14 protein-coding genes are annotated in these 16,101 nt (G+C 58.7%); 9 read left to right on the top strand and 5 right to left on the bottom strand.

Features of this window, described 5'->3' with window-relative positions; genetic code table 11:
- Window positions 1-10: 10 nt before the first annotated feature.
- Entirely contained in the window at window positions 11-1,027 is a 1,017-nt protein-coding gene (locus tag RA27_RS03650; protein ID WP_039535070.1) for a C4-dicarboxylate TRAP transporter substrate-binding protein, read from the bottom strand.
- Between the two features lie 408 nt (window positions 1,028-1,435).
- Here RA27_RS03650 and acs point away from each other — a divergent pair, with 408 nt between their 5' ends.
- From acs to RA27_RS03610, 8 genes are all read left to right on the top strand, one after another.
- The gene (gene acs / locus RA27_RS03645) at window positions 1,436-3,400 is read left to right on the top strand and encodes an acetate--CoA ligase (RefSeq protein WP_039535068.1); all 1,965 of its coding nucleotides are present in this window, start codon (window positions 1,436-1,438) and stop codon (window positions 3,398-3,400) included.
- Between the two features lie 7 nt (window positions 3,401-3,407).
- The gene (locus RA27_RS03640) at window positions 3,408-4,091 is read left to right on the top strand and encodes an adenylate kinase (RefSeq protein ID WP_039535066.1); all 684 of its coding nucleotides are present in this window, start codon (window positions 3,408-3,410) and stop codon (window positions 4,089-4,091) included.
- A 182-nt stretch (window positions 4,092-4,273) separates the two neighbouring features.
- Window positions 4,274-4,555 (top strand): DUF4212 domain-containing protein, encoded by a 282-nt coding sequence (locus RA27_RS03635; RefSeq protein ID WP_039536921.1) that lies wholly within the window; start codon window positions 4,274-4,276, stop codon window positions 4,553-4,555.
- Between the two features lie 5 nt (window positions 4,556-4,560).
- A complete protein-coding gene (locus RA27_RS03630; protein ID WP_039535065.1) occupies window positions 4,561-6,345 on the top strand; it encodes a sodium:solute symporter family protein in 1,785 nt (594 codons plus the stop codon).
- A gap of 108 nt (window positions 6,346-6,453) precedes the next feature.
- Entirely contained in the window at window positions 6,454-8,277 is a 1,824-nt protein-coding gene (locus RA27_RS03625; RefSeq protein ID WP_039535063.1) for a DUF294 nucleotidyltransferase-like domain-containing protein, read from the top strand.
- Window positions 8,278-8,304: 27 nt separating this feature from the next.
- Window positions 8,305-8,823: a hypothetical protein gene (locus RA27_RS03620; protein WP_039535061.1), complete on the top strand. Its 519-nt coding sequence runs from the start codon at window positions 8,305-8,307 to the stop codon at window positions 8,821-8,823.
- 2 nt (window positions 8,824-8,825) lie between these two features.
- A complete protein-coding gene (locus tag RA27_RS03615) occupies window positions 8,826-10,238 on the top strand; it encodes a 3'-5' exonuclease (RefSeq protein ID WP_039535058.1) in 1,413 nt (470 codons plus the stop codon).
- An 87-nt stretch (window positions 10,239-10,325) separates the two neighbouring features.
- Window positions 10,326-10,826: a flavin reductase family protein gene (locus RA27_RS03610; protein WP_039536918.1), complete on the top strand. Its 501-nt coding sequence runs from the start codon at window positions 10,326-10,328 to the stop codon at window positions 10,824-10,826.
- Here the strand turns inward: RA27_RS03610 and RA27_RS03605 are convergent.
- From RA27_RS03605 to RA27_RS03595, 3 genes are read right to left on the bottom strand one after another with little or no spacing between them, the layout of a single operon-like run.
- Entirely contained in the window at window positions 10,823-11,302 is a 480-nt protein-coding gene (locus RA27_RS03605) for a DUF6505 family protein (RefSeq protein WP_039535056.1), read from the bottom strand. The genes RA27_RS03610 and RA27_RS03605 overlap by 4 nt on opposite strands.
- Window positions 11,299-11,997: a biotin/lipoate--protein ligase family protein gene (locus RA27_RS03600; protein ID WP_039535054.1), complete on the bottom strand. Its 699-nt coding sequence runs from the start codon at window positions 11,995-11,997 to the stop codon at window positions 11,299-11,301. Before RA27_RS03600 ends, RA27_RS03605 begins: the two co-directional genes overlap by 4 nt.
- Complete coding sequence (locus RA27_RS03595) at window positions 11,994-13,055, bottom strand: Mrp/NBP35 family ATP-binding protein (protein WP_039535052.1); 1,062 nt, start codon at window positions 13,053-13,055, stop codon at window positions 11,994-11,996. Before RA27_RS03595 ends, RA27_RS03600 begins: the two co-directional genes overlap by 4 nt.
- A gap of 132 nt (window positions 13,056-13,187) precedes the next feature.
- On the opposite strand from RA27_RS03595, the gene RA27_RS03590 reads away from it, so the two are divergent.
- Window positions 13,188-13,916 (top strand): hypothetical protein, encoded by a 729-nt coding sequence (locus RA27_RS03590; protein ID WP_039535050.1) that lies wholly within the window; start codon window positions 13,188-13,190, stop codon window positions 13,914-13,916.
- Here RA27_RS03590 and RA27_RS03585 read toward each other — a convergent pair.
- Complete coding sequence (locus RA27_RS03585; RefSeq protein ID WP_039535048.1) at window positions 13,910-15,865, bottom strand: 4Fe-4S dicluster domain-containing protein; 1,956 nt, start codon at window positions 15,863-15,865, stop codon at window positions 13,910-13,912. The two genes, RA27_RS03590 and RA27_RS03585, sit on opposite strands and share 7 nt — an antisense overlap.
- Window positions 15,866-16,101: the final 236 nt, after the last annotated feature.

Below are 16,101 nucleotides of genomic sequence, written 5' to 3'. Positions count from 1 at the left end.
GCTGTGGCGATCAGTTACCGCCGCGCTGCTGCTGAAGCGTCGATTGCACCAGATCATAGAGATCCTGTGCCGGCAGGCCCTGAGCCGTCATATCCTCGATCCATTGTGCGCGGATCGGATCGGCAGCCTTGGCGCGGAACTCTTCAAGCACGGCGTCGTCGATCTCGACCTTTTCGACGCCCTTCTCTTCCAGAACGCCATCCCACTTTTCAAGCAGACCACCGTAATTGGCCAGATAATGTGCAATGGCCTCATCAATCGAGCTGTCAAGTGCTTCGCGGTGTTCCGCTGGCAGAGCCTCGTAAGCGTCGATATTCACCACCACAGGGCAGTTCACGGTTCCCGGATTCAGGTTGGCCGTCCACCAGTCGGCTTCGTTGATGGTTCCAAATGACAGGTGCGCGTGCTGTGCGAAGGCCACGGTGTCGACCACGCCGGATTCCATCGCGTTATAAGCTTCGGTCGCGGGCACGGATGTCGGTACGCCTCCAACCGCCTCGAAAGCCTGCCCCAGACCGCCAGTGGCGCGAACGCGCATCCCGTCGAATTCCGCAAGCTCGTCACGAGGGTCACCTGTGCCCACAAGGTTATACTGGGGCATCGGCGAAGTCATGATGATGCGTGCATTCCATTGCGCCATCTCATCCTTGACCGCCGGGTGATCATATACCGCGTGGCTGACCGCCACTTCTTCATCCAATGTGTTCACGCCCAGGAAGGGCAGTTCCAGCACGGTGATCGCCCGGTTCTTGTCACGGTGGTAGCCCGCGCAGAACTGCGCCATCTCGAACGCGCCGATCTCGATCCCGTCCAGATTTTCCTTGGGCTTCGACAAGCCGCCGTAGCTGACATTGATGGTGAACTCGCCATCGGTTTTCTCGCTGACCAGTTCGGCCAGTTTCTCGACATGCTCGGTAAAGGCCCGGCGCTTGCCCCAGACAGAGGCATTCCATTCCGTCGCGGCCGCCTCGGTCACAAACGCCACGCTCAGGGCGGCAAAGGCCGCACCGCTCAACATCTTGTTCATAGTGATCTCTCCCATTGATGCGCCCCCTATCGAAGCGCTTGAATGTGAAGCTAGCGCCAAGTCCGGAACCTGCCAACCCCCGCGAAGGAGAGCGATCCGACCTCAACCAATGGCGGTTCGGGATATGTGGCACGAGAATGCGGAACGGGACACGTCTTGAAAGGCCCCAGAGCAGTTACATCTACCAATTTGATTACATGTAATATTTCCCACTCATATGAAATTTTTTTACAAAAACCGCAACCGATCAGAAATTTATTTACAAACAAATCCAAGGATTATGGCAATTTATTTATTTCTTTTCTGAACCCCGTATTATCCAAGTTGGGGAGGAACCGGATCGACATTGGCTGACCGGCGGGCAATATCGTTCCCATGCAATCCAGTCCAGAGGGAGGAGCCTCAAAAATGACCACCGCTGCCCAGGCAGATGCCAAGACCTATCCGCCATCCGCAGAAACCGTTGCCCGTGCTCATGTCGATGCCGGCAAGTACGCGGACATGTACGCCGCCTCAGTCGACAACCCCGAGGCGTTTTGGGGCGAACAGGGCAAGCGAGTCGACTGGATCAAGCCCTATACTCAGGTCAAAGACGTCAACTACGATTTTGGTTCGGTTGGCATCAACTGGTACGCCGATGGCACGCTGAACGTCTCGGCCAATTGCCTGGACCGTCATCTCGCCACTCGCGGCGATCAGACTGCCATCATCTGGGAGCCGGACGATCCAAACGACGCAGCGCAGCATATTACCTATGCGGAACTGCACCGCCGCACCTGCCGGATGGCCAATATTCTTGAATCGATGGGCGTACGCAAAGGCGACCGCGTTGTCATTTACCTGCCCATGATCCCCGAGGCCGCCTATGCGATGCTGGCCTGTGCACGTATCGGTGCGATACATTCGATCGTTTTCGCCGGGTTTTCACCTGATGCACTGGCGGCGCGCGTCAATGGCTGCGATGCCAAAGTTCTCATTACCGCCGATGAAGCCCCGCGCGGTGGTCGCAAAACGCCGCTAAAATCCAATGCCGACGCTGCCCTGCTGCACTGTAAAGACACGGTCAAGTGCCTGGTGGTCAAGCGCACCGGTGGTCAGACCACATGGATTGACGGTCGCGACTTTGACTACAACGAAATGGCGCTGGAGGCGGATGATTATTGCGCCCCCGCCGAAATGAGCGCCGAAGACCCGTTGTTCATCCTCTACACCTCGGGTTCGACCGGACAACCCAAAGGCGTTGTCCACACGACCGGCGGTTATCTGGTCTACGCCTCGCTGACCCATGAGATCACGTTCGATTATCACGACGGTGACATCTATTGGTGTACCGCAGATGTGGGCTGGGTCACCGGCCACAGCTATATCGTCTATGGCCCGCTGGCCAACGGGGCGACCACGCTGATGTTCGAAGGCGTTCCGACCTTCCCCGACGCAGGCCGCTTCTGGGAGGTTTGCGCCAAGCACAAGGTCAACCAGTTCTATACTGCTCCGACAGCCATCCGGGCCCTGATGGGTCAGGGCAACGACTGGGTTGAAAAGCATGACCTGAGCGACCTCAAGGTTCTCGGAACCGTAGGTGAGCCCATCAACCCCGAGGCATGGAACTGGTATAACGAGGTCGTCGGTAAAGGGAACTGCCCGATTGTCGACACCTGGTGGCAGACCGAAACCGGCGGCCACATGATGACTCCCCTGCCCGGCGCACATGCGATGAAACCCGGATCGGCCATGAAGCCATTCTTTGGCGTGGAACCGGTGGTTCTGGACCCTCAGTCCGGCGTTGAAATTTCGGGCAATGGCGTCGAAGGCGTTCTATGCATCAAGGACAGCTGGCCCGGTCAGATGCGCACTGTCTGGGGCGATCATGAGCGGTTCGAGAAAACCTATTTTTCGGATTACAAAGGCTATTATTTCACCGGAGACGGGTGCCGCCGGGATGAAGATGGCGACTATTGGATCACAGGTCGTGTCGATGACGTGATCAACGTCTCGGGCCACCGTATGGGCACGGCCGAAGTGGAAAGCGCGCTGGTTGCTCACGCCGCCGTGGCCGAGGCTGCTGTTGTTGGCTACCCCCATGAAATCAAAGGGCAAGGCATCTATTGCTACGTCACGTTGATGAATGACCGGGAACCCTCGGATGACCTGCTGAAAGAGCTGCGTTCCTGGGTCCGGACCGAGATTGGTCCGATTGCCAGCCCGGACGTGATCCAGTGGGCCCCCGGCCTGCCAAAGACCCGTTCGGGCAAGATCATGCGTCGTATTCTGCGCAAGATTGCCGAGAACGACTTTGGATCACTGGGCGACACCTCGACCCTTGCCGATCCGTCGGTGGTCGAGGACCTGATCGAAAACCGTGCGAACAAGTGAGGATGTGATGGACGCTGCCACGATCACCGCACCCACTGTTCTGATCCTTCTCGGCCCTCCGGGCGCCGGGAAGGGCACGCAGGCGCGTATGCTTGAGGATAAATTCGGGCTGGTCCAGCTCAGCACCGGCGATCTGCTGCGCGAAGCGGTTGCCGCAGGGACCGAGGCCGGCAAAGCGGCGAAAGCCGTCATGGAAGCAGGCGATCTTGTCAGCGACGGGATTGTCATCGCCATCCTGCGCGACCGCATGGCCGAAACCGACTGTGCGAGGGGCGTCATTCTGGACGGGTTCCCGCGCACCACCGTGCAGGCGGAGGCGCTTGATGGCCTGTTGGCCGCGACCAACCAGAAGATCGACGCAGCGATCAGCCTCGAGGTGGAAGATGCCGAGATGGTGACGCGGATTTCGGGCCGTTACACCTGTGCCGGTTGCGGTGAGGGGTTTCACGACACGTTCAAGCAACCTGCGGAAGACGGCAAATGCGACAATTGCGGGCACACCGAATTTAAACGCCGCGCCGACGATAACGCGGAAACCGTGGCCTCGCGCCTGACCGCGTATCACGCGCAGACTGCACCGCTGATTGACTATTATCAGGCCCAGGGCGTGCTGAAAGGAATCGATGCCATGGGACAGATCGACGACATCGCACAAGACCTTCACGGGCTTGTAAGCGGCGTGATGAACTAAGGGGGAGGAGAGAGGCCCAGGGGCCTACCCCTACAACCGAATACTTCAATGGACCCGCCCTGGCGGACCAGAGGAGTTATGCCTGACACCACCCGGCGTCCGGCACAACCGAGAAGCGGCCCACCGCACTGGAGGAATTGAGCAACGGGCCGCCAATGAGGGAAGCGAAGGAGGAACCCGCGATGGCGGATCAATCAACAAACTCCGCGCAGACTGCCGAAGCCGACAAGGGCTATTGGCAGGCCAATCTGCGCCTCATCTACATCAGTCTCGCCATCTGGGCGCTGGTGTCTTTTGGATTCGGCATTCTGCTGCGCCCGTTGTTGGACAGCATTGAGGTGGGCGGCACTGATCTGGGCTTTTGGTTTGCACAGCAGGGATCGATCCTGGTCTTTCTAGTGCTGATCTTCAATTACGCCTGGCGCATGAACAAGCTGGACGCCGAATACGGTGTTGAGGAGTAGACAACATGGATCAGTTTACCATCAACCTGCTGTTTGTTGGCGCGAGTTTTGCGCTGTACATCGGCATCGCGATCTGGGCCCGCGCGGGAACCACGTCTGAATTCTACGCCGCCGGTCGCGGTATTCACCCCGTCACCAACGGTATGGCCACAGCGGCGGACTGGATGTCGGCGGCCTCGTTCATCTCGATGGCGGGTCTGATCGCCTTTACCGGCTATGACAACTCGACCTTCCTGATGGGTTGGACCGGTGGCTATGTGCTGCTGGCGCTGCTGCTTGCCCCCTACCTGCGCAAGTTCGGCAAGTTCACGGTGTCCGAGTTCATCGGCGACCGTTTCTACAGCCAGACCGCACGGATCGTTGCGGTGATCTGCCTGATCGTTGCCTCGGTGACATACGTGATCGGTCAGATGACCGGCGTGGGTGTGGCCTTTGGCCGGTTCCTTGAGGTCAGCAACACCGCAGGTCTGCTGATCGGCGCGGGCGTTGTGTTTGCCTATGCGGTGTTTGGCGGGATGAAGGGCGTGACCTACACACAGGTCGCTCAGTACTGCGTGCTGATCACCGCCTACACCATCCCGGCGATCTTCATCTCGCTGCAGCTGACCGGTACGCCGATCCCTGCGCTGGGTCTGTTCGGTGATACCGCCAGCGGTGAGCCCCTGCTGACCAAGCTGGATTCGATCGTGACCGAACTGGGCTTCAACGCCTATACGACACACCACGCGGATACGCTGAACATGGTTCTGTTCACCCTGTCGCTGATGATCGGCACCGCCGGTCTGCCGCACGTGATCATGCGCTTCTTCACCGTTCCCAAAGTGTCTGACGCACGCTGGTCAGCGGGCTGGGCGCTGGTGTTCATCGCGCTGCTGTATCTGACCGCTCCGGCTGTTGGTGCCATGGCACGCCTGAACATCACCGAGATGATGTGGCCCAACGGGGGCATCGAAGGGGGTGCTGTCACCACCGAGCAGATCGAGAACGATCCGAAATATGACTGGATGGCCACGTGGCAGAAAACCGGTCTGCTGGATTGGGAAGACAAGAACGGCGACGGCAAGATCCAGTACTATAACGACAAGAACGAGACCATGCTGGCGATGGCCGAACAAAACGGCTGGGAAGGCAACGAGTTGACCAACTTCAACCGGGACATCCTGGTTCTGGCCAACCCGGAAATCGCCAACCTGCCGGGCTGGGTCATCGGTCTGGTGGCGGCGGGCGGCCTTGCTGCGGCTCTGTCCACTGCGGCGGGTCTGCTGCTGGCGATTTCGACAGCGGTTAGCCACGACCTGATCAAGGGTGCAATCAACCCGTCGATCTCCGAAAAGAGCGAGTTGTTGTCGGCCCGGATCGCCATGGCTGTTGCCATTGTTGTGGCGGCCTATCTTGGGCTTAACCCGCCCGGATTTGCGGCACAGACAGTGGCTTTGGCCTTTGGTCTGGCGGCGGCCTCGATCTTCCCGGCGCTGATGATGGGGATCTTCTCGACCCGCATCAACAACACCGGTGCGGTCGCAGGTATGCTGGCCGGTCTGACTGTCACGCTTGTCTACATCTTCCTGCACAAGGGCTGGCTGTTCATTCCGGGCACCAACTCGTTCACCGACGCGGACCCGTTCATCGGTACGATCAAATCGACCTCGTTCGGTGCGATCGGTGCTGCGGTCAACTTTACGGTGGCCTACGTCGTCGCGGGGATGACCAAGGAACCCCCGCAGGAGATCAAGGATATGGTCGAAAGCATTCGCATTCCCCGTGGTGCGGGCGCAGCTCAGGATCACTGAGTGTGATGTGGCCGGTGCCTTCCGTATCCGGCCCCATCTTTCGATCCACTGTTCCCGCCCGGCATTCCACCGGGCGGGACTTTTCATTCAGACACCCAAGGCTTACCGATGCCCCTGTCCCATGATCAGATCACCCGGTTTCTGAAATCCGTACACCCCTATGATGCCCTGCCAGCAGACATATTGGACGAATTGGCAACGTCTATCGAAGTCTGGGAGGTCGATGCGGACCATCCGGTCTACGAACTGGATCACGCCATGCCCGGCGTGTTTGTGATCTATGAAGGACAGGTAGAAATTACGGATGAGAACGGTGCTGTCGTCTCGCATCTCGGGCTGCGCAACTCGTTTGGTGAGCGGGGCTTGCTCAAGGACGGCAAGGCAGCCACTTCCGCGCGCACCCATACCCCTTCGGTTCTGATCGTCCTACCGCCGGCTCTGGTGCGGGAACTGATCGAGACACACGACGTCGTATCGAGGTTCTTCAACCGCGTTCGTGCTCCGCGCGCAGCTCAGCCGTCGCTGGCGACCAGTCGCATCGATACGCTGATGACGCGCAACCCGACCACCTGCGCCCCGGACACGACGGTGCAGCAAGCTGCCCAACTGATGCGGGATCGTGGAATATCCTCAATTTGCATTACCGAAGGGGACAGCCTGCGCGGTATCGCAACGGTACGTGACCTGTCGGGCAAGGTGGTTGCCGACGCCCTGCCCCCAACCACCGAAATCAATCGGATCATGACGCGCGACCCGATCACGCTGTCACCTGCGGATATCGGCTCGGATGTTCTGCACGCGATGATGGAACGGAATATCGGCCATATCCCCATTGTCGAAGGTGGGCGGCTGGTCGGAATGGTCACCCAGACCGACCTGACCCATTATCAGGCCGTCAGTTCAGCCGAACTGGTCCGCCGGATCGCACGCGCGAATACCGCCGACGATATGGCGCTTGTCACCGCAGAGATTCCACAGCTTCTGGTTCAACTCGTCGCAGGCGGCAACCGGCACGAGATCGTGACCCGGCTGATCACGGATATTGCAGACACGGCCACACGCCGCCTTTTGACACTGGGCGAAGCCAAGCTCGGCCCGCCCCCGGCGCCTTACCTGTGGCTGGCCTGCGGTTCGCAGGGGCGACAGGAACAGACAGGGGTATCCGATCAGGATAACTGCTTGATGCTGGATGACAGTGTGACCGATCCGGATATGGCCTATTTTGCCGAGTTGGCAACATTTGTATCGGACGGGCTGGACGCCTGCGGCTATTTCTATTGCCCCGGCGATATGATGGCGACAAACCCGCGCTGGTGTCAGCCGCTCCGGGTCTGGCGTGACTACTTCGACGGTTGGATCGCCAAGCCCAATCCCGAAGCCCAGATGCTGGCCTCGGTCATGTTCGATCTGCGCCCTATCGGAGGCAGTTTCGATCTCTTCGCTGATTTGCAGTCCGAGACCCTGGCCAAGGCCAGCACCAACTCGATCTTCGTGGCCCACATGATTTCGAATTCATTGAAACACACGCCGCCATTGGGCTTGTTGCGTGGCTTTGCCACAATCCGGTCGGGCGAACATCGCGATACGCTGGACCTCAAGCATAACGGGGTTGTACCGGTGGTTGACCTTGCCCGCATCTACAGCCTTCAGGGTGAGCTGCCCGAGGCCAACACCCGCGCCCGGCTAAGCGCTGCCGAGGCCGCAGGGGTGCTCAGCGCCTCTGGTGCGCGTGATCTGCTGGACGCCTATGATCTGATTGCCGAAACGCGGCTGGAACATCAGGTCAGGATGGTAAAATCGGGCGGCATACCGGACAATTACATGCCCCCGACCGCCCTTTCGGATTTTGAGCGCAGTCACCTCCGCGATGCCTTTGTCGTGGTAAAAACGATGCAATCGGCAGTTGGACATGGCAAAGGAATGCTGGGCTAAGATGAAAAGAATGAACGGAGAGACCGAATGTTTCTGGAACTGATCGGAACGATATTTGCGGGCTTCGCGTTTGCGGGTGTCGTGATGGTCGTCAACAAACTGACCGGAGGCCGACTGCCCAAATGGGCCGCGCCGATCGCGGCAGGTGTCGGGATGATCGCAATGACAATTACCAGTGAATACTCGTGGTACGACCGTACCCGAGACCAACTGCCCGACAGCCTGACGGTAGTGCAAGAGGTTGAAAGCCGCGCCTTCTATCGTCCCTGGACCTACGCGGTGCCGTTTGTTGACCGATTTGCGGCCATCGACGCCGCATCTGTACGCACCAATGCGAGTGTGCCGGACGAGCGACTGGTTGATCTCTATTTCTTCGGTCGTTGGGCTCCGGTCTCGAAGATGCCCGTCGCCGTCAACTGCGCCGAGTACAGCCGGGCCAATCTGGCGGACGGTGCTGAATTCGCAGATGACGGGCGTGTGCTGAACGCCAGCTGGATCAAGATCAACGCTGATGATCCTGTGATCAAGGCGACCTGCGGGGTCTGACAATGCTGAACCATCTGAGCCTGCGTCTGCGAGTCTTCCTTTTCTTTCTGTTGCTTGCGGCAGGTGGGCTGGCCATCAGCACTCTGGCTTTGTGGATCAGCTATAGGCGGGCCGGTGATCCCGCCCTGATCGATGCCTTCATCTTTGCCGAAATAATAATAGCCTTTGGGCTGCTTGCCCTGATCGCCGGAATCTGGCTGTTGTTCGATGACAACGTGGCCAAACCGATCGAACGGCTTTCGTCGCAACTCCGGGCACGGGCCCACGCCGGGGTCAGCACGGATATGGACCTTCAGGCCGCCCGATATCTAGGCGATCTGGCCCCCGCTGCCGCCGGATTGGCGGAACAACTGGCGGAAAACGCCATGACCACCGCCGAAGCGGTCGCCGCCGAGACCGCTCATCTCGCCGCCGAGAAACAGCGGCTTACCGCCTTGTTGACCGAGATACCCGTCGCCATGCTGCTGGCTGGCCCAAAACACCAGATCGTTCTTTATGATGCGCAGGCGGCAGGGGTTCTGGCTCAGATCGCCCATCCTCGGCTGAATGCCTCACTGTTCGATTACCTCGAAAGCACCGGCCTGACCGATGCCTATAAAGAGATGATTGCGACTGGCATGGATGTCTATTGCACCTTATCCAGCGTCGATGGACGGCAAACCTATTCCGCGCGGATGAAACCGCTGGGCGATGCGCCGGGATACATGCTGGTGTTCGAAGGCAGCGTGGCGCGCATTCCCCCCGAAGACGCCCGTCCGCTGGTCTATGATTTCGATCTGCTCGAAACATCCGGGGATGAGGCCTTTGAGGACCGCCCCCTGTCGGATCTGTGTTTCGTGGTCTTCGACACTGAAACAACGGGCCTTTTGCCTCACAAGGATGAGATCGTACAGATCGGTGCTGTTCGGGTGGTGAAAGGCAAGATTGTCGAAGGCGAACAGTTCGATACGCTCGTCAATCCGGGTATACCGATCCCTCCCGCCTCGACCAAGGTTCACAAGGTCAGTGACATGATGGTTCAGGGTGCACCGGATATCGCTCAGGCCGGCAGGAGCTTTCATCAATTCGCCCAAGATGCGGTTATTGTTGCCCACAACGCTCCATTCGACATGGCGTTTCTACGACGCAATGCCCAACGGATGGAGGTGGAATGGACCCATCCCATTCTCGATACCGTATTGCTGTCGGCCGTTCTGTTTGGAGCAAGCGAAACCCACACACTGGACGCTGTCTGTGAACGGCTCGGCGTTACCATCCCGGACACCCTGCGCCATACGGCTTTGGGCGATGCAGTCGCCACTGCCGAGGCATTGGTCCGGATGCTGCCGATGCTGACCGCACGCGGCATGGTGACCTTTGGCGATGTCATCGCGGAAACCCGCAAACACGGGCGCCTGCTGGAAGATCTAAACTGATCAAAAATTGCAGATTTCACGTAAGCTTTTCGTGGACAATCCCCGCGCCACATGGCACCTGAGACAGGCCCATTGAACGAGCGCGCGATGACCGAAAAGACTTTCATCCCCGGCCCTGAGCAGCGCCTTGCCTTTCGCGAGGCATTGGGGTGTTTTGGAACCGGCGTCACTGTCGTGACCACAAATACCGCAAACGGCCCTGCCGCGATCACGGTCAATTCGTTTGCTTCGGTATCGCTGGACCCGCCGCTTGTCTTGTGGTGTCTGGATCGGGACTCAAACAGGTATGATGCGTTCCATGACTGCGAGCACTACGCCATTCACGTGATGGCGCAGGAGCAGCACGATCAGGCGCTGCGCTTTGCGCGTAACGGTTTCGATTTTTCACATGCCGACTGGCAACCGGATCAGAGCGGAAGACCCCGCTTGACGGAATGTCTCGCCCGTTTCGATTGCCGTTTGGCGGCCCGCCACGAGGCCGGAGATCATCTGATTCTGGTAGGCCAGGTCGAAAAGGTGATGCACCGCCCAGGTCAGGGATTGATCTTCAAACGCGGTCAGTTCGGCGGCTTCGCCGATCTGATCTAATCATCCAGCGAGCCATGGACGGCCAGCGCTTCAAGCTGCGTTTCCTGCGGAGTGATGACACGAAATGCCTCGTGTACGCCTGCGCCGGTTAATTCCCGTGCGACAGTTAGCAGGGTGTTGGGGGCATGTTCGTCGCAAAGCTCGGACATATGCGCAATCTCCGTCTGTGCCACGTCCAGCGCCGCATCAACCGAGGGGGCGCCGTACAAACGAACGAAATGTTCGGCGAGATTCTGCGCGATCTGGTCCATCTCGGACTGTTCCACTTGGGTGACTGCCACAAAAGTCACGCGACCAAAGGTCTCGAGCCCCAGCCAACCGTTGGCAAAGGCCTGACGTGCCTTCCCTTCAAGATCCGCCTCACCCCAGTTCGAAAACTCAAACCCGCCCGAGATGCACCATTCACCGGTTCTCGCAGGTGAATGAAACACGTTCATATCACTTTCATCGAAATGGATAGCACGAGCCAGCTTCATCTTGCGGTCTCCAACAAATCGGTGAGTGGGCGCAGATGTGTCTCGGCACCATCGCGGATCAACATACCGAACCGTTCATCGGTACCAAGGAAAACTCCTTCCTCCCCGATTGGCTCGCCTACGCCGCGCAGCAATCCCATCCACTCACTATGCAGCGGTGCATTGCTATCCTCTTCCCATCGATTGAGCCATGTCAGCATGTGGCGCGACCAGCTTTCTACCAACTGTGTCGCCGAAACATCAGCACAGCCTTCGTCGTAAAGCGCGGTCACGTCCGGTGTCTCACCGGGTGCATCGCTGGTTTGTAGCAACGCCAATTCCCATCCGATGATCAACCAATCCGGAAGCTCGGCTGGATCAGTCGTGGAAGCAGCCGTATGGAAGGCACCACAGCGGGCGCCGTTTACGCAAATCAATCCGTCCCAGCCAAGATGCACCGCAACCTCGGGCGGGGCCAGAGCACCCAGCGCGTTCTGGAACCCCACGGCGCAGAGCGGCAGCATTGCCATTGCATCCCGCAAAGGCACCTCAGGCGCAAAGACGATGGCTACCCGCAGATGATCCGCTTGAATGTTGTAGACTACCGTACCTGAGTCGCAGCCCAGCGCCGCCATGGCCTGAGCCCGGTCGAACGGGTCTTCCCCACCCTGAACCGGATGGCCTGTCAGCAGAGGGGGAAAAACCGGCTCGCTCATGCATCGCCCTTGGCGATCATATCTCGTGCAATCTTGCGGAAAGATTCGGCCTGCGGGCTGTCCGGCTTGCTGACCACAATCGGCGCACCTCCGTCGGCAGCGACCCGAATATCCAGATGCAACGGAATCTCTCCCAACAGTGGGACGCCCAGCGCCTCAGCCTCGGACGCAACGCCGCCATGTCCAAAAACATGTTCCTCATGTCCGCAATTCGAGCAGATATGGGTCGACATGTTTTCGATCATCCCAACGATCGGTGTCTTGAGCTGATTGAACATGTCGATCCCCTTACGGGCGTCGATCAATGCCACGTCCTGTGGGGTCGAGACCACAATGGCCCCGTCCACTTTGAACTTCTGGCTCAAGGTCAACTGCACGTCACCGGTACCGGGCGGCAAATCGACGATCAGCACATCCAGCGCGCCCCACTGCACCTGGCTCATCATCTGCTGCAACGCACCCATAAGCATCGGACCACGCCAGACAACCGCCTGGCCCTCATTGGTCATCAGCCCCATCGACATCATCGTGACGCCGTGGTTGCGTAACGGCAGGATTGTCTTGCCATCCGGGCTGGCCGGACGACCTGAAACACCCAGCATTCGCGGCTGCGACGGGCCATATACATCGGCATCCAGCAGCCCCACCCGGCGCCCTTCCGCAGCCAATGCGCAAGCAAGGTTCGCTGAGACAGTCGACTTGCCAACCCCACCTTTACCCGAGGCCACCGCTATGATCCGGTCGACACCGGGAACGGCTTGAGGACCTGTCTGCGAGGGTTTTGGCTTAGGTTTCAGATCGGGTGGCGCTTTGTCGGAATGTGCGGTCAGCATGGCCGAGACCTTGGTAACGCCATCTACCATTTGCGCAGCTTTCTCTGCGGTCTCACGCACAGGCTCCATCTTCTCAGCCTGTTTGGGGTCGATCTCAAGCACAAAACGAACAGTATCACCCTCAACATTTAACGCGCGGACAATACCTGCGCTGACGATATCCTGCCCCGATACCGGATCGGTGATCTTCTTAAGGTTCGCCAGAACTGCATCACGGATGCTCATGCGATTGCCCCCTTTGTCCGCCCTGCATTTGGGGCCTTGCGTATCGACAATTTTTGGTCGCCGCTCATTGCATGATACTCCGTCTATTTTCGTTCATTTGACGCAGTTGGCCCGTCGCCGTTAGGTTTGGCCATGCGCTTTGCCCTGTTGTGCCTGAGCTTGACGCTCTCTGCCACCCCCTCTTGGTCACAAGAGGCGATTGGCCTTGCGGCACCCGATGCAGTCTCAGACACGGGTCTTTTGCAACATATTCTTCCGCGCTTCTCACTCAAGACCGGGATACGCGTTGTCGCAGATGAAAACGGCGTCATGTCACTGGCCATCGCGCCTCCGGGTGATCCGGTTTTTGCGCGTGATGGTGTCATTTATCATCTTCGCACGATGGACGCTCCTCAACAGACGCGTTTCCGCGATTGGCTGCTGTCCGATATTGGCAAGCGAACGGTCGAAAGCTTTGCTCCCACCGAGGGAGCACCCTTCAGCGCGAGTTTCGATGTTGCAGTCGTTGACGAGGAACAGGAAATCGAAGGCGATGCGGCGTTGGGGCAAGATCTGTCGTTTACGCATTGCGGCCGTTGCCACGTCATTGGACCGCAGAACCGCATGAATGGGCTTGGCTCTACGCCGTCTTTCGCCGTCCTGCGCGCGATGCCCGACTGGTCCGAGCGTTTTCAGGCATTCTTTGCCCTGAACCCGCATCCCTCGTTCACCCAAATCGAGGGCGTGACCGAACCATTCTCGCCCGAGCGCCCATCGCCCATCCATCCGGTTGAAATGAGCCTGGATGATCTTGAAGCGATTCTCGCCTTCGTCGCCGCCATCAGCGCCGCCGATCTGGGCGCACCGCTGCAACTTCAGTGATCCTTGCGTTTCGAGAGATAGTCATCCGTCGTTACAACGCGAGGGCGCGGCGCCGATTGAAAGGGATTGTCGGCGCTGTGGAACTGGGCATTCACCCTGCAATCATCGCACATCTGGATCAGTCTTGCCTGATCCGAGGTCGCAAACATCGGATGCGTGCCTGAAAGCTTTTCCATGATCCGCTCGACTGTTGATCTGACGCCAAAGAGCGCACCGCATTCGACGCATTCGAACGGCTCTTCTTCATTCAGCACCTGCTGCGACAATGCCTTGTCGCTCAGATCAAGCTGAGGCACCAGCGCGATCGCCTGTTCGGGACAGATCGTACGGCAGAGTCCACACTGCAGGCAGGCGTCCTGCTGGAAATTCAGTTGCGGTTTGTCCGGGTTGTCGATCAGCGCACCAGAGGGACACAGTGATACACAGCTTAGACACAAGGTGCAGGAATCCGCGTTCACCGCGACGGCTCCGTATGGTGCGCCCTCCGGTAGCGGCAAAGGTGCTTCGGCTTTGGGATTCAAAGCCTGCGCAGCCAATCGCGCAATCTGCCGTCGATTGCCGAGCGGCAACACGGGATCGATCAAGGACCGCGGGACTTGCTGTGTATAGAGCAGATCTGACAGGGCATCCGGATCGGTTTCATCGATCACGCCAATTCCGGCATCACCGGCAATAGCCTGCGCCAGAGCCAGTTCCAGGTGCAGTGCGTCCCGCTCGGTTCTTGGGGCCAGAAGGACATCGACACGCGCAAATCCGTGCGCCAGCGCAGCCAGCATCTCGGCATGACCAAAGCCTGAGATCACACTCAGTTCCAACGGGATGACATCCGCAGGAAGGCCCCGGCCAAACCGGGCAGAAAGACGGATCATTTCAGCCCCGTGCTCATCATGGATCAACAAGCGCGGCGCCGTCCCACCGGCGCGTCGGTAGGTACGCGCCAGGATGTGCATACGCGCCAGAAGTGCCGAAACCGGCGGGGCCTCGTAAGTGATCGCGGTCGAGGGACACAAAGCAGAGCACGCCCCGCATCCCGCACAGATCATGGGATCGATCGCAACATGATCTCCTGCAGGCGCGATCGCACCGGTTGGGCAGATATCCAGACAGTTCGAACACCCAATTTGCTCTGCCCGCGAATGGGCGCAAAGTGACTCGTCGAGGCGCACGTAAAGCGGCTTCTCGAACGTCCCCACAAGCTGCACAGCTTCGAAGGCAACACGGGCAGCGGCGACGGCATCGCGAGGATCGGCGCGCAAATAGCCTTCGCGTTTCTCGTCCGCAGGAACCAATGGCGTTCCGCCGGTCAGATCAACAACGATATCACAGCGTGAAGTCGCCCCATCCCGAGGTGCGCCCCATGTAAAGCGACCGCGCCCGCCAAGCTTTAGCTGCTGTACTTGATCCAACTGCCACGTAAAACCACCCAGGGCACCGCTCAGGCTGCGCACCTTTGCGCGGACCACATCGAAAGCACGGCTCAGCGGCTCGACATCATCGGTGACCAGCACCGTCACCGCCAGAGCGTCTGACAGTTGCGCCGCGAGCTCATAGGCGATGTTCCCAGGGCCGATGATACAGCAGGTACCTTCACTAATAACATCTACGCTGGACGCAATTGGTTGAGGCAGAAGTGCTTCGGCTGTCAGCGCAGCCATCTTCGGGGTCTCGTCGTTACCCTGTGCGGACCATCCGGCGCGGTCTCTCAGATCAACAAAACCAGGCTGATCCGCTCCGAGATCATCCGCGAGATCGGAAAACACCTCCTTCTCTTGCCCACAAGCAATGACCACCTGATCGTCTGTCTTGAGCAGTTCGACCGCCAAGCCAAGTTCACGCGTGCACAAAGCTGTGTGTACCTTGGAGCAACTCACCTCGCAGGTCGACGATATGCGATCTGCATCCAGTGACTGCGTCCTCTCGCAGTCACATAACAAAAGCTTGCTGGCCATATCCTCCCCCGGACTGCTTGCTGCCCCCAAGCACCTTAGACCTAATCCGGGCGGGGGCAATGCAACGTCGGGACGAAAACCCGATTTATGCATTATTTTTCATCACACCACAGGCCATCACCATAATCAGAGACTGTTAACGAATAAATTAATGGTGAATACGACCAAATCGCGTGATGTGGACTTGGCACAACGTCAAATTATGTATCATAGTACATCTTAGCGAAGGCAGGGGA

The organism is Ruegeria sp. ANG-R (assembly GCF_000813985.1).
In the GTDB taxonomy this organism is placed as follows: Bacteria; Pseudomonadota; Alphaproteobacteria; order Rhodobacterales; family Rhodobacteraceae; genus Ruegeria.
Note: the sequence above shows the minus strand (reverse complement) of the source record. Positions and strands in the feature narration are given on the sequence as shown.